This window comes from Paeniglutamicibacter cryotolerans, assembly GCF_014190875.1.
Taxonomy (GTDB): domain Bacteria; phylum Actinomycetota; class Actinomycetes; order Actinomycetales; family Micrococcaceae; genus Paeniglutamicibacter; species Paeniglutamicibacter cryotolerans.
Window position 1 is genome coordinate 572,949 of the sequence record NZ_JACHVS010000002.1, and the last position, 20,361, is coordinate 593,309.

Genomic DNA, 20,361 nt, shown 5'->3' on the forward strand with positions numbered 1-20,361 from the left:
AAGGATTTGGAAAAGAATTGATCGGGATCACAACGAGGACCTCCCCACTGGAATCGCAGCTGAGCGCATCGCACGACGCGTTTGTGGCCGGGCGCCCGCTGGACGCCGATGAGGACGTGCACATGCTCCCGGACATTGTCGACCACGTCATTGAACGATGCAGCAACCGGGGGGACCTGGTATTCGATCCCTTCGCAGGTTTTGGCACCACCGTCGTGCGGGCCCTGGCCCTGGGGCGCGAAGCGCTCTGCATTGAACTGCTGCCCGAACGCGTGGACTACCTGAGCAAGCGGGTGCCCGGCGCACGCGTGATCGAGGGCGATGCCAGGGAGCTGCTCAGGATCATCCGCAATATCGAACCGCCCCAACCCGATGCCAGCATCGACCTCATCCTGACCTCTCCGCCCTACATGACCGCCGAGCATCACGAGGCCGACCCCCTCACCGCCTACGAGGAAGACAACGGAGACTACGCCCGCTATCTGGAGGAGCTCGGACTTGTTGCCGCCCAGTGCGCCCGGGCGATCGTGCCCGGCGGCTTCGTGGTGTGGAACCTGGCAGATATCCACCACATGGGCAGCACCACCCACTTGATCCGCGATTGCACGCGCGTGCTCGCCCAATACCTCACCCCCGTGGGGCTCACCGAGATCGTGTGGGACCGTTACCCCCACGATCTGGTGGCCGACGCCTTGCTGGTGTTCCGGCGGACCCCGCTTGGCGGAACGGGTAGGCCAGCGGGACCGAACTTCCCCGGTCAGCGGCGGGCGCGGCGGCCGAGTACGAGTCCGAGGGTGAACGCCAAGGCGAGCAGCCCGGCGCCGATGATCAGATAGCCCGTGATCTGTGGGCCGGTGACAAACGTGGATCCCACCAGCTGGTCCAGCCCGGATTCGCCGAGGGGAGCATACCCGAACCAGCCAAAGTCCTCTGCGGGTTGCACCAAGGCCAACGTGATCACCCCTGCCACCACCAGGATCGCGGCAATGCCGCACCCGACCGGGGCAGCCAGGGGTCGGGTGCGCCGTGGCGAAGCCCCGGCGTTCGAAAAGTCATTGGTCATGGTCCCATCCTTGCAGGTCACACCCGCAGGCCCTCGAATGTGAAGAGCCTGGCCCCGGCCCATCCCGAGTTCGGGTCGGGCCGGGCATCCGGCCTGGGCCCCGGATCTCTTATGCTGGTGAGTCGGACCGATCGGTGAGGAGTACTCGATGGCATTTTCAGGACAAGAACGTTTGTGGGCACTCGCGCACGCCGAGCGCGAGGCCTTGGCCCGGGATCTTTCCGGCCTCACGGCCGGTCAATGGAACCACGGCACCCTGTGTGGGCGCTGGAGTGTCCAAGACGTCGTGGCCCACCTGACGGCGGCGGCCAGCCTGAACCAGTGGCAGTGAATGCGAAGCATGCTTGGCGCCGGTTTCCGATCCGATGTGCATAACCTGCGCAGGCTCACCGAGCATCGGGGCGACACTCCCGCCGAGACCCTGGCGCGGTTCCGCGCCATCATCAACAGCACCACGGCGCCCTCTTCGCATACCCCGGCCTACCTGGGCGAGGCCCTGGTCCATGCCCAGGACATCCGCAGGCCACTGGGCCTACCCCGGACGCCCGGCGTCGAGGCATTGACTCCCGTGGCCGAATTCTTCGCTGGCAGGGACTTCGCCGTTCCCGGCCGCACCCGGGCCAAGGGTCTGCGCTTGAGTGCCACCGACGGGCCGTTCGCCGCCGGCACCGGGCCCTGGTTGAAGGAGCGGCCCTCGCCCTCGTGATGACCATGACCGGCCGGAATGCCTGCATCGGAGACCTCCAGCGCCCCGGGCTCGAGCTGCTGCTCCGCCGCCGCCTTGAAGCTATCGAAGGTTAACGCAGGCTGGGACGGATTCCATGGAATCCGTCCCAGCCTGTTGTCATGTCCTACCGTGGGGTGCTAGTTCCCGCGGTCAATCCATTCCTGCAGCTGCGGCGACTCGGCACCGATGCTGGTGGAATCACCGTGGCCGGTATTCACCACTGTCTCCTGCGGAAGCGAGAACAGGCGCTCGGATATCGACTCGATGATCGTCTCGAAGCTCGAGTAGCTGCGCCCGGTGGCGCCGGGGCCGCCGTTGAAAAGCGTGTCACCGGAGAATACGGTGCCCAGGTCCTGCACGTAGAAGCACGTGGAACCGGGGGAGTGGCCGGGGGTATGCAGGGCACGCAGCTGCGTCCCGGCAACCTCGAACACGTCGCCATCGGCGATTTCGGCATCCGGCGTGGTGCCCGGGAAGACGTCTTCCCAGAGCATCTGGTCCGCGGGGTTCATGAAGACCGGTGCCTTGACCAGGTCGGCGAACTCGCGGGCGTAGCGGATGTGGTCATCGTGGCCGTGGGTCAGCAGCACCGCCTTGACGGTGCGCTCTCCCACCGCCTCGGCGATGGCCGCCGGGTTGTGGGCGGGGTCGATCACGTAGACCTCGGCGTCGTCGCCGATGATCCACACGTTGTTATCGACGTCCCAGGTGCCGCCGTCCAGGCTGAAGGTGCCCGAGGTGACCAGGTTCTGGATCTGAGCCGGCATTAGAGCTCGACCACCGAACGCAGGACCTTGCCCTCGCCCATCTTGGTGAATGCAGCCTCGATGTCGCCCAGGCCGATGCGCTCGGTAACGAACGCATCCAGGTCCAGGCGGCCGAGCTTGTACTGCTCGACCAGCATCGGGAAGTCGCGTGAGGGAAGGCAGTCGCCGTACCAGGAGGACTTCAGCGAGCCGCCGCGGCCGAACACGTCGAGCAGCGGGAGTTCCAGCTGCATCTCCGGGGACGGAACGCCGACCAGGACGACACGGCCGGCCAGGTCGCGGCCGTAGAACGCCTGCTTGTAGGTCTCCGGGCGGCCAACGGCCTCGATGACCACATCGGCGCCGAAGCCCTTGGTGTGCGACTGGATGCCCGCGACTGCGTCTTCCTTGCGGGAGTTCACCGTGTGGGTGGCACCGATCTTCTTGGCCATTTCCAGCTTCTCGTCGTCGATGTCGACGGCGACGATGGTGGTGGCACCGGCCAGCTTGGCGCCGGCGATGGCGGCAATGCCGACGCCGCCGCAGCCGATGACGGCAACGGACTCGCCGCGCTTGATCTCACCGGTGTTCATGGCGGCACCGATGCCGGCCATGACGCCGCAGCCGAGCAGGCCCACGGCAGCCGGATCGACGTCGTCGTCGACCTTCGTGCACTGGCCCGCTGCAACCAGCGTCTTTTCGGCGAACGCACCGATACCCAGCGCGGGGGACAGCTCGGTGCCGTCCTCCAACGTCATCTTCTGGGTGGCGTTAGCGGTGTTGAAGCAGTACTGCGGCTGCCCCTTGGCACAGGCGCGGCACTGTCCGCAGACGGCGCGCCAGTTCAGGATGACGCGGTCGCCGACGGCAACCTCGGAGACGCCATCGCCGATGGCAGAGACCACGCCGGTGGCCTCGTGGCCCAGCAGGTACGGGAACTCGTCCCCGATGCCGCCGTGCTTGTAGTGCAGGTCCGTGTGGCAGACGCCGCAGGTCAGGATGTCAACCAGGGCCTCGCCCGGTCCGGGGTCGGGGACCACGATGGTCACCAATTCGACCGGCGCATCCTTTGCCATGACGACAACGGCCTTGACCTTGTGAGACATGAGACTCCTCAAAACTGTGTACCGCCTGGGCGGTTTTGCTTAACGGTGAAAGGTGCCGGACGCGCCATGCGGCGTGCGACACCTTTCATCAAAGCACATAGTTAGTTCAGGCGCTCACGGACCATCTCAATCCGCGGGTTTGTTGCGGCAGTGCCGTCGGGGAAGACGACCGTGGGAACCGTCTGGTTGCCATCGTTGAAGGCCTCCACGATCTCGGCGGTGCCAGCAACCTCCTCGATGTTCACCTCGGTGTAGGTGATGCCGTCGGCATCGAGCATGCGCTTGAGGTTACGGCAGTACCCGCACCACGAGGTGGTGAACATGGTGATGCCGCCTTCGGCGGGGATATACGGGGCAAGGAGCGCGTTTTCTGTCATGAAATGCATAACCGGGCTGCCATGATTCTTATTCCGGAGGCCGTGCGGTTATCGAATCGGGGTCCTCCTTGTGGGATTGTTGAGGCATGTGCGGAAGATATGTGATGGCACGAGCCATAGGTGACCTGGTGGCCGAGGCGGAAGCCGAGGCCGATGCGAACCTCGAGCTGCGCCAATCCTGGAACATTGCCCCGACCACCGAGGTGCCGATCATCCTGGAGCGGATCGTCGACGGGCGCGCGGTGCGCCAGGCCCACATCGCCAAATGGGGGCTGGTGCCCGGCTGGGCCAAGGATCCGGCCGTGGGAGTGCGGGCCTTCAATGCGCGCAGTGAAACCGTGCTGGAGAAACCCACGTTCCGTTCGGCGGTGAAGTCCAAGCGCTGCGCCGTTCCGGCGGAGGGATACTACGAATGGTTATCGGCCGGCACCGCCAAGGGGACCAAACGGCCCTTCTACGTGCACCCGAAGGACGACTCGGTGATCTTCTTCGCCGGGCTGTACGAGTGGTGGAAGGACCCGGAGAAGGCCGAGGATGATCCGGACCGGTGGCTGTTGAGCACCACGATCCTGACCACCGATGCCCCGTCGGAGGGCTCCGGGGTGGGGGTGCTGGACGAACTGCACCGGCTGCATGACCGGCTGCCGATTCCGCTGTCGAGCGATTCGATGGCCGAGTGGCTCGACCCGGAAAACAAGGACGCGCCGACGCTGGTGGATCTTGTCCGGTCCGAGGCCTACGCTGTGGCAACGGGCTGGCAGTTGCGCGAGGTGGGCTCTGCCGTCGGCAACGTGCGCAACAACGGTCCCGAGCTCATCGAGCCGATCAGCGGGCTTTTCTAGACCGGATCCGGCCCGCTCCTGACTGACGACAAAGCCGAAACGGCTCCGGCCTTCCGTGGCTTAGGCGCCGCTCCGCAGCCAAATAGCCGGGTGGCAGAGATTGAAAGCGGGCCGTTTCCGCCGCGGGTGGTGCGTGACCGAGGTATGTCCACCGTCAATCACATCCTGACGAACCTGGCCTTCAGCATCAGGTAGAGGCCGTAGCAGGCGAGCCCCACTCCGATGAGGGTGAGCAGGTAGGGCCCGTATGGCTGATCGCGAACCGCCTTGAGAGCTCCGTCCAGGCCCGTGGACTCCCGCGGCCGCGACTCAAGCGTTGAAATGACGAACAACAGCCCCACGAGAAAAAGGGCAACGCCCTTGGCCACGTAACCCACGACGCCCAGGACCATGGAGATTTTCCGAAGGGCCGCGGACGCGGGCAGGTTCAGCTGTCTCTTGAATGACGCCATGGCTCCCCTGACCACGAAGACGACACCGACGATCCCGATGACGAGGCCGATGACGACGAGCAATCCCGGTCCGAAAGGCACCTTGTAGATTTCGGCTGTCGTATTGCTCGTTGATTTTCCGCTATCCCTGCCGTTGCCGACAGCAAACGAGGCGAAGGCAAGGGCCAACGCCAAGAACACGATTCCCTGGCCGGCAGCGGAGAGCTTCTTCATCGCCTTGGTTTTCTTGGCGGCATGCCGGTAGCCGAAGACCACTTCGCTCAATTGCCATAGGGCCAATGCCGCGCACGCCGCGGCCCCGAACCACAACAGGATGAAACCTGCTGGTTGGGTGGCGAGCTGGGCCATGGCGCCGCCCTGGTCGGCCTCCTGATTCTTCCCGAACGCCAGCCCGACGGCGATGACTCCGATCAGGATATGAAGGACGCCGCTGACGGCAAAGCCCGTCCTGGCCGCCACGATAAAGGGGCGCGAATTTGATGCTTCTTCGGCCGCGGCTGCGGCACCTGTTGAGCCCATGATGGTGGTCACGTCCTTTGCTGATCGCGCCAGCGCAGGCACGCGCCGGATAACACTCACATCTTGTCACCGTGGAGGGCCATCGGGTAAGGCTGCCGGGGCCGTTCGTCCTTTGGGGCGCCGGCTGATTCTCAATTGAGTAGTGAGACGGCGCGGGCGATGACCAATGCCAGCAGGATGAATCCACCGGTGGATTCCAAAGCCATCAGGGCCTTGGCCCGCAGTGACAACGGCATGGTGTCGGTGGGGCTGAAGGCCATGGAGTTCGACAGGGAGAAGTAGACGTAGTCAAAGAACGATGCAACCCAGCCCGTTTTGACGGAGGAGCGTGCCGCGACCTCCTCGACGGCATCATGGTCTTCGTCCTGCGGAAAGCGGAAGTCGGCCTTCGGCAGGTCCTTGCGGGGCGAATTGCGCCGAGAAACCGGACCGCCGCGATCGAGCTCCCAAAAGACCAGGGCAAAGGCGATGACGTTGGTGACCCAGACCTGCAGCGCAGCCAAAAGCAGGGTCCGCCCGTCGCTGTCGCCGGAGGTGGTCAGCAGGATGACCAACTGCACCAAGGCGACTTCGTTCGCCGCGACCAAGAGCAGGCCCTGCCCCGTTGCCACGTACTTCGACCACCGGGTCTCGCGACGCAGGCGCCGGGGATTGAGCACCACCAGAGGTATCAGCATCAACAGGCCAATGCCGACGACCGAATAGCGAAGCGTCGTCAAGAAGGTGCTGGGCAGGCTTGCATAAAGTGCCAGGGCAACCAGCAGTCCAATGACGGCGGGCCACCGGTGTTCGGCCTGCTGCCGTGGAACGGTCGGGGATCCCATGAAGTGAGTGTAGGTCCAACCTGGGCAAGCGGTTGGTGGTGGGGGTGACGTGGTTTTCCTGTCGGGACCCGTGGAAGCGGCAGCAAATCGGTTGGACGACGGCGAGATTGATCGTGGTGGCCTGTTGCTGCCGGTCATGTCCGAAGGTTTGCTGCTCGCATGGATGGACTGCCGTGTCGGGGGAGTCGTAGGGTCAAAGCACGAAGACCGGTAGTTGACAGGTGCTGCCGGCGTTGCTTGGCCGGGATGCCGCCGGGACAGCTTCAGAGCGGATCGCCGAGGTGCTGGACCGGGTCGATTTCGGGGACCACGTCGGATTCGTTCTGGCGCCCGTCGAGATCCATGGTCCCGCGGATGCCGACCCGCTGCGGCCATCCGATATCAGCGGATTGCGGGCCGGGCATCCCCTCTGAGGAACGGCGCGGTAACGGATGCCGGTGCCGAGGATCCCGAGGCCGTGCTGTCCCGGATCGTTGGTGCCATCGAGGCGATCAGCCCCCGAAGAATTCGACACCAGGCGTGGTGCAGCTGTTCGAACCACCTATCAGCTGGCAGTCACCTCGGATCCTTAACCCGGTTCTTGCCGGGGCCGTCGGCCACGGGAACATGGATCTATCCTCAATAGAATTAAGGTTCTCCTGACGTGAATGTGGGTCCCGCTATTTCTGATACGGGATCCTGACCTCCACCGGCCCGCAGGCGAGCATGATCAAGGCCAGTGCCGCCTCCGGGCTATGGAATCCATAGGAGCGGCGGGTCATGGTGCGGATCTTGTTGTTCAGCCCCTCGTGCTTGCCATTGGATAGTCCCCGGCTCACCGCGGCATGGATCCCGTTGATGTGCCCGCGCAGGGTTGCCCCGGCCTTCATGAACGGACCCAGCCCGCTGGTGGTGGCCGCGTCGCACCAGTCCTGGATCATCGCCATGACCTCAGCGGAGCTCAGGTCCCCGGCAAAGATCTCACGCAGGGATTCCTTGAGCAGGTACCCCTGCCAAAGTGTCCCGCCGTCCTCGCGCAGGTGATCCAGGGTGGCTGACTGTTTTTCGGTGAGGGTTCCGGGGTTTTTCAACAGGGCGTACCGGTGGCCCTTGTATTTCTTGGCGAAGGACTGGTCCGGCAGTGCCCTGGCCCGTTGCCACTGGTCCCGGCGCACCACTTCGAGCGCGTTGGTACCGAGCTGGACGACGTGGAACGGGTCGATGCAGATCACCGCGTCCGGTGCGTTGGTCCGCACCGATTTGCTGAACGCTGCTCCCATGTCCATGCTCACGGCCTCGATCGAGGCCGTGTTTTCGGGACCGATTTCGATGAAGAAGCGATCCAGGGTGGCGGCGTTCTTCCCTGCCCCGCCCCACAGGATGGTGGAGGTCTCGTGGTCCGAGACCAGGGTGAGGTAGTTGTGGTGTTTGCGCCAGGAGATCCCATCCACGCCCAGGTTCACCAGTCCCTCAAAGCGGGTTTCATCGAGCTGGTCTCCCACGACGCGGGCGCAGATCGCCCCGACGGTGCGCCAGGCGATGCGGATGAATGTGGAGACACTGGTCTTGTCGGTGCGGGTCACCAGCCAGGCGACCATGTCCTCGAAGTCTCGGGTGAAGCGCGAGGCAGGCCGGGCGAAGGGCACGGCCTGGACCAGGACGCCGTGGGCGGGGCAGCGTAGCCGGCGGCGCAGCATCTTGAGGATGACAGGCGTTCCGGCGGCGTCCAGGTGCCGCCAGGAGGATTCGGTCCAGCGGGTGTCGTAGCCGGCGGTGGTGGTGAAGGGGCAGTGCGGGCAGGAGAGTTTCCGCCGGGCAGTGAGTTTCACCGTGGCGGTGATGGGGCCGTGTCCGACGTGGTGGACGGCGGTGACCGTGGCGCCGGTGAATTTGAAGACGCGGTTCAGTAGAGTGGTAGCTCGCATGGGTAACTCCAGTGTGGCTTGTTGGTGTGAGAACTTCCAAACCTACCGGGGTTGCCCATACGTTTTCGTATCATGCTTTTCCTGGCCCACATCTCAGTCAGGAGAACCAGAATTAGGAATCCGGTTCCTCACACGGCCACAAGGACAGAAGTAATTTAGACACCATATGAGCTTTGATGCAGATGACCAGTCAAAAATCCTAGACAGACAGCGGCATGTGGTCGTTCAGGCTCGATGCATGGACCCACGGATACGTCAGAAAAGCCCAAAAGGCCGGCGCCTGGACACCATATGTCCCGGCGCCGAGCCTCAATCGATGACTGGCGTCCAGCCCGAATTCATCAGGAGGCTTCAGCGGCCATCGACTTCGGAGCATTGGTAGCCGGCTTGGCTGCGCGGCTATTGTAGATGGATCCCAAAGAACGGCCGACAACGTCGAGGCCATATCCCAGCCCGAATACCAGCAGGAGCAGTGGAACTCGTCCCGTGGTTTGGGCCGTGTGCAGACCGGAGAGCTGTTTGGAGATAATCGGCAGGGCATCGGCGGTGAACCAGCCGTTGGTCACCTGCTGTTGTGGGGCGCCTTCGGTCCGGGAATCGTTGCTTGTTTTGATGGCTTCGGCGACCGTCATCTGGGTCTTCCATTCGGCCGCGCTGCCGTCGGAGGGTGCGCTGAACCAGACCACCAGGGCTGATGACACCACCAACATCCAAACCACTGCGCGGTAGATATCGGCATTGAACACCTTTGGCGAGGTTTCCTTGACCGACTTCCCGGGAGCCTTCCTCTGGAGCATCATGTCAATGAATGGTTGAGGAATCTCGGCGGGCGTTAAGGGTGGAACCGGCGGAACGGATGCGGAAGTCACAGATATATCCTGTTCAAGGGTGAGAGTAAGTGATGAGCCCAAGGAGTCCGAGATTCACAGGATCATGTGTCAAATCGGCGGTGAGTTGGAGCCTTAGGGCCGAAGCAGTTTAGCATCGGCTCTTGGTTTCATCTGCGGGGCCACCCGGGCGATGAGCCGGGGCGGATGCCACTTTGCTTCTAGATGATTCCGTGGCTCGGGAAATGACAACAGGCATAAGCTTGCTATTTAACCTCTGGCGGAAAGTCTGTTGACTTTCCGCGCCTCAATCGGCGTGTCATGACACGATAAGCGGCCCTCGTTTCTCATGCTGTTTGGTACCAACAAGACAGCAAAAGGACCGAGGGCCGTGGCGATGAGTATGCATGAATGTTCCGGTGAATCGCAAGCCTCCTGCCCCGAGCAGCAATTCGATGCGTTCCGGCAAAGCTACTACCGCTGCCTCACCCGTAGGGCCGATGCGCTCTTCGAACTCACTGATGCATTGCTGTGTACCCAGGGGAAAGTCACCGACCTGGCCCACCTGTCCCTGGAACCCGAGCACCACCGCGGTTACGGTGCCCTGTATGACGCGGTCAACCACGGACGGATCGACCTCGACGCACTCAAATCCCAACTCGGGGCGCTGCCCGTGCCCAAGATCCCGGGCCCCGATGGCCGGGAAGGAATCGTGCTGGCGGTGGACGTGTCGAACTGGCTGCGCCCGGACGCCGGATGCAGCCCCGGGCGCGCGTTCTGCCACACCTACGCCCGCAACGGGCAAGCGCAAATGGTTCCGGGGTGGCCTTATTCTTTCGTGGCCGCACTGGAATCCGGTGCCACCTCCTGGACCGCGCTTCTGGACGTGGTGCGGCTGCGCCCTGGCGATGACGCGACCGCGATCACCGCAGATCAGCTCCGCGGCGTCGTTGACCGGTTGAGCGCCACCGGGCAGCAACAGAGCACAGATCCCGAGGTCTTGGTGGTCATGGATGCCGGCTACGACGTGACCCGTCTGGCTTGGCTGCTCCAAGACCTGCCGGTGGTGCTGGTGGCCCGGTTGCGTTCGGACCGGGTGTTCTACGCCCCGGCCGGGGCACGCCGCGGACCGACCAAGGGCCGGCCGCCGCGCCACGGAGCCAAGCTGGCTCTGCGCGATCCGGCCACACACCCGGACCCTGTGCACCGTTCGGTCCAGGAACTGGAGCGGTACGGAGCCGTGAGCACGGTCGCGTTCGAGCGGATGCACCAAAAGATCGACACCAGGGCTGGGTGCAAGGATTCCCACGGTTCCCCACCCCTCATCGAAGGCACGGTGATCGGACTGAACGTCGAACACCTGCCCGGTGGGCAGCCACCAAAGCCGATGTGGCTGTGGGCGTCCAAACCCGTCCCCGGCGATGTCCGGGAGGTGGATCACTGGTGGTCCATGTACCTGCGTCGCTTCGATATCGAGCACACGTTCCGCTTCCTGAAACAGAACCTGGGCTGGGCCCGGCCCCACCTGCGGGAACCAGCCGCTGCTGATCGGTGGACCTGGATCGTGTTGGTCGCGCATACGTTGCTGCGTCTGGTGCGACCATTAGTCGTTGAGTGCCGGTTGCCCTGGCAGCAGTCAATGCCGCTGTCACGTCTCACGCCAGGCAGGGTGCGGAGGACCTATCGGCGGGTCTGCCAGAATGCGGTGCATCCGGCAAAACCGCCGATAGGCTCCACTGCTGGTCCTGGGCGCCCCAAGGGCAGCCTGAATCGGGTCAAACCAGTGATCCAGCCAATGGGGTTGGCCCACTACAAGGTTAAATAGCAAGATAAGAAAATGCGCCAATAGGCCCTGATCGTTAGGGCTTTCGTTGGGGTCTTGCGTCCCAGCGGTGGGTGTGCCAGGCCTCTCGGATCAGGCGCCGCAGGACGATGATGCTGTTGGCGAGGCTGATCATCGCGTCGATGACCAGGGTGCGGCGTTCGGTGCAGATCAATAGTTTCTTGAAGCCGCGGGTATGCCAGGCGTTGGTTCGCTCAACGACCCAGCGCGCACCTGCTTGTAGCGGCTCGCCGTTGGTGCTGATCACCGATTCGCAGCCGAGTTCGGTGAGCAGGGTGCGGGTCTTGGAGCTGTCGTAGCCGGCGTCCAGGTGCACGGTGATCTTTGGTGGCAGGTGGAATCCGAAGCGGGAGAGTTTCTCCAGGGTGGGGCGCAGCAGCGGGGAGTCGTGCCGGTTCGCTGGTGCGGCCACGCATCCCAGGGGGATGCCCTTGCCGTCGGTGAGGACCGAGCGTTTGGTGCCGAGTTTGCCGCGGTCTACCGGCGATTTTCCGGCCATTTCCCCGCCGCATGGGGCCTTGACGATGCAGCCGTCCACGGTGAGGTTCTCCAGTTCCAGCCCGAGGATGCGGTCGTAGGATTCGAGGCAGATCTGCTCGAGGGCGGTGAAGATTCCGGCATCGATCCAGAGGTCCCGGCGCCGTCGGATGGTGGTGGCGGAGCAGGTGGTGTCGGAGATTTTCTCGTAGGAGGCCCCGAGGACGAGGACCTGGATGAGCTTGTCGAAGACGAGCCTGTCCGGGATGCGGGGGCGATGGCAGCCCAGGGGGTGGTGGTCTTCAACGGGTGGGATCAGGGCCTGGAATTGGGTCCAGAGGGGTTCGATGAGGAATGATGGAAGGGCAGGCACGATTCTCCTGGTTAAACGTTTTCTTGGTCGAAAACAGTTTTAACAGGAGTCGTGCCTGCCTTGCTTCTTAATGACGTCGGTTGGCAGCTTAATGACGCTGGCGTGCGTTTTGGCGGGGTTGTGGGGCACGCCTATTGGCGCATTTTCTAAGCATGATTGCGGTCCGGTGGTGCGCCGCTGATGCGAGTCAGCTGAGCCCTGAAACCAGGAAGGTGCGCACCACGACCAGGCCGACTGGCCAGCCCGCGCCGACTCCGAGTATTTAGTCCTCGGTTTCGGCTGATACCACTTCCCACGTCCCGAACAGGCTCAGTCCGGCCTTATCGGCGAGCGCCCTCGAAGTTTCGTTGTCCAGCTGGCAGCGGTATTGCGGCTCGTATCCTCGGGAGTACACGTGCCGGGCGATCGCCCGCACCACGTTGCGGGCGTGACCCTTTCCACGGGCTGCCGGCAGGGTCAGCACGCCCAGGTCCGCCAGCAATGATTCGCCCCAGGGGTAGGCGCTGGTGGCGCTGACCAGCTTGCCGTCCTGATGCGCGCCGATGACGGCCCAGTGGTCGAGCTCCACGTAGGCATCGTCGAGGTCCTGCTCCGTGTTTGCGGCTTCAAACGCGGCGAAGGCGTCGGCGTCCCGTTCGCCGAGCATCCGGACGCCGTCGGCATCGGCCTCGCCCAGCAGTCGGTCTTTCGCGTCCCGGTCGAAGTAGAAGATGAAGTCGGCATCGTGCAGGGTGATTCCTGCACCGGCCAGTGCCTCCCTGAACGATTCGGCGCTCCAGGTCGTTTCCGCGCGGAGCCCAATGCGTTCGGCGAGCGCCGGGGTCAGCGCCACCCTGACTCTGCCGTCCAGGTCATCGAGCACCGTCACCCGGCGGTCATGCGCAAGCTCGGGGTTGATGGTGATGGACAGGCCGTCGGCACCCTGGATGATCTCGCCATTGTCGAACGGGGTTTGCCAGAACGCGGTGATTGAAGGTGAAAACACGTCTTGCTCCTGATGTGATCCGATGCAGTGGCCATATGGCGCCGCTGGGCAAAATGCTACCCGCAGCCCACGGTGCTGCCCGGGATTGGTGGCGGTATGGCAGGGAGGCCGCGTGCCGGGAGGCCCGGTGTGCGCCGGTACCATGGAGAGGGTACGGCAGTACCAGTTCCTTGCATGGATTCCCGTCCCTGGGCGATGCGCCATCGGGGGAGCAGCTGCCGCCCGCCCCGATTACCACTGATAGGACCCCACCCGCATGAGCCTGATCCGGCTGAACGATGTCAACGTCCGCTTCGAGAACACCCAGATCCTGCGCGAGGCGTTCTTCAAGCTGGAAGCCGGGGACCGGGTGGGTCTGATCGGCAAGAACGGCTCGGGCAAGTCCACGCTGCTCAAGTTGATCCTGGAGCAGATCGAACCGGATTCGGGCACAGTGGCCGTGGAGCTGGGAACGAAGATCGGCTACTTCTCCCAGTTCTCCGAACTGGACGGTTCGGCGACCATCACCGAGGTGCTCGATGCCATGTTCGGCGAGATCAAGGCGATCGAGGCCGAGCTGGCGCAGATCGATTCGACTATCGGTGCCGATAGCGCCACCCCCGATGAGCTCGATGTGCTGATCCACCGCCAGGCGGCCCTGTTCGAGGACATGGACCGGCTCGACGGCTGGGACTATCCTCGCCGCATCGACACCGTGCTGACCACGCTGGGCTTCGACGCGGCACACCGCATCTGCCCGATCGATGACCTCTCCGGAGGTTGGCGCAACCGCGCCGCGCTGGCCAAGATCCTGCTCCAGGCCCCGGACGTGCTGCTGCTCGACGAGCCGACCAACTTCCTGGACGTGGCCGGCGTGGAGTGGCTCGAGGGATGGTTCCGCGACTTCAAGGGCGCCGCCATCGTGGTATCGCACGACCGCAGCTTCCTGGATGCCGTGGTTACCCGCATCATCGAGCTGGAGAACTTCCACCTGCACGAGTACCCGGGCAACTTCGCCCAGTACGTCGTGGAGAAGCAGTTTCGGCTCAAAAGCCTGGTATCGCAGTTCGTGCACGAGTCCGAGCTACTGGCCTTCGAGGCCGAGGGCATCTCGGATCGGCGCGAGGCGGCCAAGGCCGAAGGCAAGGGGCTGGGCAACAAGCTCTCGAAGATCAAGAAGTCCCGTGCCCCGCGCCCGGTGGACCAGATCATCACCGAGATCTACGCGGGCCTGCACGTGAAGGACGTGCTTTGCCGCGTCGAGGGCATCGGCAAGGCATACGGGGACAAGCGGCTCTTCTCCGACCTGTCGCTCGAGGTCCGCCGCGGCAACAGGATCGTGGTGCTGGGCTCCAACGGCAGCGGCAAGTCCACGCTGCTGCGCGTGCTCACCGGCGAGGAACAGCCCGATGCCGGATCGGTGACCTGGGCCAAGGGCACGGCAACGGTCTCCTATAACCAAGTGCTTGAGGAGCTGGACCCGCAGGACACGGTCAGCCACTCGGTGAACTCGATGCCGGACTCGCTTGCATTCTCCGCCACGAAGAAATCGGTAAATCGCTTCCTGGCCATGTTCCAGTTCTCCGAGGCGGACCTGAAGCAGAAGATCGGCAACCTCTCCGGCGGCCAGCGCGCCCGTGTAGCGATGGCCCAGTGCTTGCTCTCGGGCGCCTCGGTGCTGCTGCTCGATGAGCCCACCAACCACCTTGACCTCTCCAGCACCCAGGTGATGGAGCGCGCCCTAGTGCACTTCCCGGGCGCCGTCATAGTGGTCAGCCACGACCGCTTCTTCACTGACAAGATCGCCACCCGCCGTGTGGTCTTCGCCAACGACGCAAACGAGCCGGGCCTGATCGGCGTGCTCTCGGCCTGACTGGCCGGTAGGCCACCGAACGGGAGGGACCATTGGGCGGCCGGTCCCCGCTGCCGCCCAAAGGGAACGGAGCCTGCCGAAAGAGAACCGGGTGCGGTTCGGCAAGTTAGAGGTCCCTATGATGCGAGCGAGCAGATGGACCACCGGCCAGTACCAGGATGAAGCCCTACGTTGATCCGGTGGTCCGGCACCCCACTTCGTGGACTGTTCCTTCGGCACGTCCAGGAACCCCCAAGCGTCGCCGAACACGCTGGATGCTGGCGGCCGCATGTGCATCAGGACTTCAGGCACGGGCGGCTAGAAGTCGTGCCCACCGTCGCCGACTCCCGGCATGCCAGGGTGATAGCGGCGCAGATGCACCCGTCGGATGAAGCGTATGGCTGGGCGGATCAGCATCTCGATGCTGCCGATGACGAAGAGCCAGGTACCCGCGTAGGACAGCGTCGGCGAGAAGAACATGAAGCTCCCGATGAGGAACCAGGACCCGATCAGCAGGTCATTGATGATGCTGATGGTCTCATAGCGCTGGCGGATCACCAGTTCTTCGCGCCCCAAATGCAGAATCAGCGGGGGGTCGGCATCGGCTGAGCCGCTTTGCTGTGGAGGCATGTCCATGGGCTGGACTATACAGTCCGAGCGTGGTCCCGGGCGCGTTCGAGAGAGCCTCGGTCGTTGGTGCGGGGCAACGTTGCTTGGACCGTTCAGAGGAAACGCATCCTGAATGGCTTTCCCGCTGCGTTGTCGGGACCCGTTACCGCACCAGCCAGCAAGCAGCTGTCCGGCAACTCGGCTTGGGCCTTGGTGTGGCGAAACCGGGAGGTAGGCCACATCGAGGTGGGTCCTCCCGGCCCACAGTGTGAAGGTGGCTTCGGGCCCTTGAATTCACCTATTTTTTGGCTCTTGTGACTCATCCGTGCGCTCGACGTTGTCGGATCGGCCCTGCATGCGTTTGGTGCCGATGCCGACGACAACGACCAGCGTCAGGAGGCCGACCCCGGCGCCGATGAAAACCCACGGAATGGGGGCCACCTGTGTGGTGGCCAGTGGTGCATTTGCTTCCGGTGACGGTAACGGGGCATTGGATGCTTGCCCTGATGCCTTGGACGGGCTTAGGGCAGTGAAGGTGAACGTTCCCTGGATGGGGTGCGAGTCCGAGGACACGACTCGCCATTTGACCGTGTAAGTACCAGCGGGGGCTCCCGGGTTAAGGCGTTGTGAGGCCTGGTTATCGACGATAGCGACCGGACCTGCTGCCCAGTTGGTTCCCGTGGCGTCATTGACCAGAATCACGGCACCGATGGCCATGGGCGTATGGCTGAACGTCAGGCCGATGGCAGCGGGGACCGTTGCGACTGTTGAACCGTAGGCCGGGCTGGTGCCTTCGAGTACATCATGGGCTTGCGCCGCGGATGCGGGCACGAACACGGCAGCCAGCACAGTCACTGCCAGAAGTGTCCGGAGCACGAAGCGAAGTGGACGGTGGGCCAAAGCTGGTGGAGCCATTGAAGGCATCCCTTCTGGATTGATTTCTTGCTGTAAACCTAGCTGCCGGGCATGGGCGACCCCGTGGGAAGGACCATGCCCGGCGCATTTCACGGGGGGGGTGTTCGCTTAGCTGGCGCTGGTGCGTCGCCGCCCGGTCAGGATCAGACCCAGTGCCGTGCCACCCAGAACCAGTCCGGCCGCACCCAACACGAGGGCCAGGATGGAGGCAGCATTGCCGGTGGCGGGGGATTCAGCTGCCGCAGTGGGTTCCGGTGAGGACATGGCATGGCCTGGTGTACTGCTGTCTTCAGAGGTAGTGACGAAAGCCGGGGCTGGGTGCTCCGGTTCCACCTGGCCGTCCGTGCTCGGCTGATCCCACTTGACGATGCTGCCGTCGGTGTATGTCTGTGTCGCCGGCAGGGTGACGGTGGTTCCGGCCTCGGGAAGCATGCCAACGGACAAGGAGAAGGACTGGTACTCGTTTTGACCGATTGCGTGGGTGGCATCTGCCGTCCAGACCACTGACGTAGCGGCCTTGGTGACTGTACTTCCCGACACGAGAACTGGCTTGGGAAGCTTGGTGGTGAGTACTTCGGCCGTCCATCCTTCGACCGGCTTCACCCCAACATAGGTGAAGGGCGTATCCGTGGGGAGGCTGACCACGAGTTTGTTGGTCTTTGCCGTGGGGGACTCGTTGGGCACGTTGAAGGTCAGGTGCGTGTAGCCGCTGGCAGTCGTGTTGTCCGAATCGACATGGACGTGGGCGGACGCGGAGGCGGCGCCCAGCGCGAGCATAGCGAGGGCGAGGGTTCCGGTGGAGATGGACTTCAGAGTGCGTCGGGAGACCTTTTTCATGGTTTTTCCGTTCATTAGTGGGTTCGTCCGTAGTGGCCGAATCCCCAAAAGGAGTGAGAAGACGGTGGGTCGTTTAACTGGCATGACACAGTGAACCCGGGAAGGGCCGGTGGTCCGGGACCGTGGTTGCCGCCCAGTCATGCCGACTGCGGAGGCCCGGCAGAGGGTCCAGGCTCGTTCATTTGGTGCGGATTTGCCCGGCCGCGCGAGGAAACTTCTGTGGGGGCATCCAACTAGGGCGGTCCCGGATACGGTATTCGAAGCGCCACATCGCATCGGAGCACTGTTGATGTAGGTGATGTGTCCGCACGAGATGAGTCGATGTGTTGTCGAGGTTATGACCCGCGATGGTATGACTTGGCGTTCAGCGCGGGAAAACCAGTGGCCTAAAACCCTCGAGATCTTGCCAGGTATTCATGCGTGGACCTGGCATTGCGTCTTCGCACCATCGATTTACCGGGCTGAACCGCAACCGGCGGGCTCACTGGGCCTCGGCGACGCTGCCCGCGTAGGGGCAACAATGGATCCCTAGCGCGTCCCGGTGCCGATCGGGGGCCCCCGATGGCGCATCACCGGAAGGGGAAGACCGAGCTCGGCGAGTGGAAGAAGAATGGTTGTCTCCCCGGTGCGGAGTCGGCACGGTGCAGGGGGAATCACGGCGGACATCTTCGGGACAGTGATAATCCTGAGCCCCATGACCTCTAGCAGGCGCACGGCACTTGCTTCGCCATGCCGAAGGTACAGAATCGTGAGTGCGGCGGCTACGGCATGGCTAAGCCACATCTGTCCTCCGTGGCCGGCCGTTACCGGACCCGAAGCCAGTGGTAGAGCAGTGATGACGGCAGAAGCATGGTGCATGCCATGCATGGCCGGTGAAGTCAGCGACGGTGTTGAGTCCGATGAGAGCCCAAAAGCCATATGGAAGCAGGCTTGGCTTGCGAGAACCCCCATAACCATCCGCCCAAGGGCAAGGACCCGACCAGCCAGCAGGCAGCAGACCGCACCGGATACCGTCAGAGACAGCATCATGATCATCGGGTTCGGGAGGTGGCCGCCGCCAAGCGCATGCGAAAGTGCTGCAACGATCGTGGCAAAGGCCGCCCCGGTCCAGCCCCGGGCAATGCGGGAAGCGCGTGATGTCACGTCTGCTCCTATCGCACTGTGCCGGTTCGCATTTTTTATGCTTGATCAGCATAAACGCCCGGTGTCATAGGTAACGGTTTTATTTCCTGACATGGCTCGCCTTTTTGACCGGAGCAGTGGTCCAAGCCAGGTGCGGCCTTCTACTGTGGAATCGATGCTGGAAGCAGTGCGACGGCCGAAAATGCACCGTGAGAGAAGGGCATGGCCCCGCTCCTGCATCCGGACCCTCCCGCCGGAAGAGGTCCCCGACTGAGCAAGGTCAATGTGACCGATCGCATGTCCGAGAGTGGTTCAGCTGGCACTGATGTTTTTATCCGGCCTCGAGCAGAGGGATGCAGAGGGTGGGCCAGTGCACATGTCCGGGGAGCCGGTGCTGGCCATGGGTTCCACGGAGGTATCGAAAGTACTCCTGAGTATGAGTTCTTTCAGTAAGTCATGACGTGGAACTTGCCCGGCACCCGGCTGGTGGCGCGCTGCTGATAATGCCCGGGTAACGGCTCTGCTGTTCTACTGAGGTAAAGATTGGTCACAAACAGCCCGGGAGGAAAATCATGGCAGCCAACGACACCCCACGGTATTGCGACGTCAAGCCGCGCATCATCGAGCCACTGCCGCCGGGACTGCCTGATACCCGTCAACGCCTCATCCAGCTGTTGCGAACCAAATGGGTCAACGGGACCGAACTGCACTACTGGTTCGCGAGCGGTCCGGCAGCACAGAAGCAGGCAGTGCGCGACGCCTTCGCCGAATGGAAGGCGCTGCCGATCGGCCTGGTCTTCACCGAGGTCTCCTCGGCCGCGGCGGCCGAGGTCCGGATCGCCTTCGACCAGGCCGACGGATCCTGGTCCTACGTGGGCCGTGACGTACTGGGCATCCCCACCACCGAAATGACCATGAACTTCGGCTGGGACCTGACCGATGACTATGGTCGCACCACGGCCCTGCACGAGATCGGCCACACGCTGGGCATGCCGCACGAACACCAGAACCCGTTCGCCGGCATTCTCTGGAACGAGGAGGCCGTCTACGCGTCCCTGGGCGCACCGCCGAACAACTGGAGCCGGGACCAAGTCTTCAATAACGTGCTCAAGAAGATCAGCCCGAGCGAGGTCGTCGGTTCGACGTGGGACCCGAACTCGGTCATGGAGTACTGGTTCGGGCCGGGGCTGATTGTGCAGCCGGCGCAGTACGCCGCCGGGCTCAGGCCCGCCGGAGGACTCTCGGACCTGGACAAGCAGTACATGAAACAGTTCTATCCGGGCGACGCCCCGACCGGACCCAAGGTCCCGTTGCTGGGAGAATTCGCCTCGGCCAAACTCAAGCTGGCACCGGGGGAGCAAGCCGACTTCCGCATCGAGCCTGCGGCCTCGCGGCAATACCGCATCTCCACCTTCGGCGCCACCGACACGGTCATGGTGCTTTTCGAGGACGTTGCTGGAGAGCTGCGCTATCTGGCCGGGGACGACGACAGCGGGGATACCCGCAACGCGATGCTGGATTACAAACTGCTCGAGGGAAGGAAGTACCTCGTGCGCGTGAGGCTTTACTGGGCCGGGGCATCTGGCAAGTCCGGGCTCATGTACTGGTAGCGATGGTCCGGGCGTGGCAGTCCTGATCGTAGACGGGATCGGCCTCATCGCCTACAGGCTATACAGTTTCACCCGCGCCCGCCTCGCGCTACTGTGCCCGAGAGGAATACCCGCACAAACCAGCGCCAGAGCCTCCCCTTGGCCGCCCCTACGACCAGAGCCAACAAGACCAGCCCCTCCGCCGAGGGGCCTCTTCCGAGGGGGCATCTCGCGCCAACGACGGACGGCTTTCGCTTCAGCGGGAAAGTCGGAGCTGTCCGTCCCCTGCGCAGTTTGCCGCCCCGCCCCCATCTTCCACGCGGCGGACCCAGCCGAGCCTAGCGTGCCATCGGTTTCTTGGGTGGCTCTCATTTCTTGGCCGGGACGAAGGGA

At 63.6% G+C, this 20,361-nt stretch carries 21 protein-coding genes; 7 read left to right on the forward strand and 14 right to left on the reverse strand.

Annotation, left to right across the window (positions count from 1 at the left end):
• The first annotated feature begins 17 nt into the window (after positions 1 to 17).
• Positions 18 to 836: a TRM11 family SAM-dependent methyltransferase gene (locus tag E9229_RS15810; RefSeq protein WP_183512592.1), complete on the forward strand. Its 819-nt coding sequence runs from the start codon at positions 18 to 20 to the stop codon at positions 834 to 836.
• Here the strand turns inward: E9229_RS15810 and E9229_RS15815 are convergent.
• Positions 758 to 1,063, reverse strand: coding sequence for a hypothetical protein (locus tag E9229_RS15815; protein WP_183512593.1), 306 nt, complete (start codon positions 1,061 to 1,063; stop codon positions 758 to 760). The two genes, E9229_RS15810 and E9229_RS15815, sit on opposite strands and share 79 nt — an antisense overlap.
• A 148-nt stretch (positions 1,064 to 1,211) precedes the next feature.
• On the opposite strand from E9229_RS15815, the gene E9229_RS19515 reads away from it, so the two are divergent.
• A complete protein-coding gene (locus E9229_RS19515; RefSeq protein WP_246380816.1) occupies positions 1,212 to 1,394 on the forward strand; it encodes a maleylpyruvate isomerase N-terminal domain-containing protein in 183 nt (60 codons plus the stop codon).
• Positions 1,395 to 1,769 carry a maleylpyruvate isomerase mycothiol-dependent enzyme family protein gene (locus E9229_RS19520; RefSeq protein WP_246380817.1) on the forward strand — a complete coding sequence of 125 codons (375 nt, stop codon included), beginning with the start codon at positions 1,395 to 1,397 and terminating at the stop codon, positions 1,767 to 1,769.
• Between the two features lie 158 nt (positions 1,770 to 1,927).
• Here the strand turns inward: E9229_RS19520 and E9229_RS15825 are convergent, their stop codons facing one another.
• The 3 genes from E9229_RS15825 to E9229_RS15835 all read right to left on the reverse strand — a co-directional run bounded on the left by E9229_RS15825 (position 1,928) and on the right by E9229_RS15835 (position 4,019).
• Positions 1,928 to 2,557 (reverse strand): MBL fold metallo-hydrolase, encoded by a 630-nt coding sequence (locus tag E9229_RS15825; protein ID WP_183512594.1) that lies wholly within the window; start codon positions 2,555 to 2,557, stop codon positions 1,928 to 1,930.
• Positions 2,557 to 3,642 carry an S-(hydroxymethyl)mycothiol dehydrogenase gene (locus E9229_RS15830; RefSeq protein ID WP_183512595.1) on the reverse strand — a complete coding sequence of 362 codons (1,086 nt, stop codon included), beginning with the start codon at positions 3,640 to 3,642 and terminating at the stop codon, positions 2,557 to 2,559. Before E9229_RS15830 ends, E9229_RS15825 begins: the two co-directional genes overlap by 1 nt.
• A gap of 101 nt (positions 3,643 to 3,743) precedes the next feature.
• Entirely contained in the window at positions 3,744 to 4,019 is a 276-nt protein-coding gene (locus E9229_RS15835) for a mycoredoxin (RefSeq protein ID WP_183512596.1), read from the reverse strand.
• An 86-nt stretch (positions 4,020 to 4,105) separates the two neighbouring features.
• On the opposite strand from E9229_RS15835, the gene E9229_RS15840 reads away from it, so the two are divergent.
• Positions 4,106 to 4,861, forward strand: coding sequence for an SOS response-associated peptidase (locus tag E9229_RS15840; RefSeq protein ID WP_183512597.1), 756 nt, complete (start codon positions 4,106 to 4,108; stop codon positions 4,859 to 4,861).
• A 158-nt stretch (positions 4,862 to 5,019) separates the two neighbouring features.
• On the opposite strand, the gene E9229_RS15845 is transcribed toward E9229_RS15840, so the two are convergent.
• The 5 genes from E9229_RS15845 to E9229_RS15865 all read right to left on the reverse strand — a co-directional run bounded on the left by E9229_RS15845 (position 5,020) and on the right by E9229_RS15865 (position 9,471).
• Positions 5,020 to 5,844 carry a DUF1206 domain-containing protein gene (locus tag E9229_RS15845; protein WP_312855727.1) on the reverse strand — a complete coding sequence of 275 codons (825 nt, stop codon included), beginning with the start codon at positions 5,842 to 5,844 and terminating at the stop codon, positions 5,020 to 5,022.
• Between the two features lie 119 nt (positions 5,845 to 5,963).
• Entirely contained in the window at positions 5,964 to 6,656 is a 693-nt protein-coding gene (locus tag E9229_RS15850) for a hypothetical protein (protein WP_183512598.1), read from the reverse strand.
• A 263-nt stretch (positions 6,657 to 6,919) separates the two neighbouring features.
• On the reverse strand, positions 6,920 to 7,060 hold the full coding sequence (locus E9229_RS15855; protein WP_183512599.1) for a hypothetical protein: 141 nt from the start codon (positions 7,058 to 7,060) through the stop codon (positions 6,920 to 6,922).
• 255 nt (positions 7,061 to 7,315) lie between these two features.
• Positions 7,316 to 8,560 (reverse strand): ISL3 family transposase, encoded by a 1,245-nt coding sequence (locus E9229_RS15860; RefSeq protein ID WP_183512601.1) that lies wholly within the window; start codon positions 8,558 to 8,560, stop codon positions 7,316 to 7,318.
• A 341-nt stretch (positions 8,561 to 8,901) separates the two neighbouring features.
• Positions 8,902 to 9,471 (reverse strand): hypothetical protein, encoded by a 570-nt coding sequence (locus tag E9229_RS15865; protein ID WP_221184682.1) that lies wholly within the window; start codon positions 9,469 to 9,471, stop codon positions 8,902 to 8,904.
• Positions 9,472 to 9,784: 313 nt separating this feature from the next.
• On the opposite strand from E9229_RS15865, the gene E9229_RS15870 reads away from it, so the two are divergent.
• On the forward strand, positions 9,785 to 11,212 hold the full coding sequence (locus E9229_RS15870; RefSeq protein WP_221184683.1) for an NF041680 family putative transposase: 1,428 nt from the start codon (positions 9,785 to 9,787) through the stop codon (positions 11,210 to 11,212).
• A 34-nt stretch (positions 11,213 to 11,246) separates the two neighbouring features.
• On the opposite strand, the gene E9229_RS15875 is transcribed toward E9229_RS15870, so the two are convergent.
• Positions 11,247 to 12,080, reverse strand: coding sequence for an IS5 family transposase (locus tag E9229_RS15875; RefSeq protein WP_183512603.1), 834 nt, complete (start codon positions 12,078 to 12,080; stop codon positions 11,247 to 11,249).
• A gap of 262 nt (positions 12,081 to 12,342) precedes the next feature.
• Positions 12,343 to 13,065 (reverse strand): GNAT family N-acetyltransferase, encoded by a 723-nt coding sequence (locus E9229_RS19890; RefSeq protein WP_312855728.1) that lies wholly within the window; start codon positions 13,063 to 13,065, stop codon positions 12,343 to 12,345.
• A gap of 256 nt (positions 13,066 to 13,321) precedes the next feature.
• Between E9229_RS19890 and E9229_RS15885 the strand changes: the two genes are divergently transcribed.
• On the forward strand, positions 13,322 to 14,917 hold the full coding sequence (locus E9229_RS15885; protein WP_183512605.1) for an ABC-F family ATP-binding cassette domain-containing protein: 1,596 nt from the start codon (positions 13,322 to 13,324) through the stop codon (positions 14,915 to 14,917).
• 297 nt (positions 14,918 to 15,214) lie between these two features.
• On the opposite strand, the gene E9229_RS15890 is transcribed toward E9229_RS15885, so the two are convergent.
• The 3 genes from E9229_RS15890 to E9229_RS15900 all read right to left on the reverse strand — a co-directional run bounded on the left by E9229_RS15890 (position 15,215) and on the right by E9229_RS15900 (position 17,272).
• Positions 15,215 to 15,532 carry a YrhK family protein gene (locus tag E9229_RS15890; RefSeq protein WP_312855729.1) on the reverse strand — a complete coding sequence of 106 codons (318 nt, stop codon included), beginning with the start codon at positions 15,530 to 15,532 and terminating at the stop codon, positions 15,215 to 15,217.
• A 267-nt stretch (positions 15,533 to 15,799) separates the two neighbouring features.
• On the reverse strand, positions 15,800 to 16,420 hold the full coding sequence (locus E9229_RS15895; RefSeq protein ID WP_183512607.1) for a copper resistance CopC family protein: 621 nt from the start codon (positions 16,418 to 16,420) through the stop codon (positions 15,800 to 15,802).
• Positions 16,421 to 16,528: 108 nt separating this feature from the next.
• Positions 16,529 to 17,272, reverse strand: coding sequence for a YcnI family copper-binding membrane protein (locus E9229_RS15900; protein WP_246380820.1), 744 nt, complete (start codon positions 17,270 to 17,272; stop codon positions 16,529 to 16,531).
• A 1,679-nt stretch (positions 17,273 to 18,951) separates the two neighbouring features.
• On the opposite strand from E9229_RS15900, the gene E9229_RS15905 reads away from it, so the two are divergent.
• Positions 18,952 to 19,989 carry a M12 family metallopeptidase gene (locus E9229_RS15905; RefSeq protein WP_183512608.1) on the forward strand — a complete coding sequence of 346 codons (1,038 nt, stop codon included), beginning with the start codon at positions 18,952 to 18,954 and terminating at the stop codon, positions 19,987 to 19,989.
• The last annotated feature ends 372 nt before the right edge of the window (positions 19,990 to 20,361 follow it).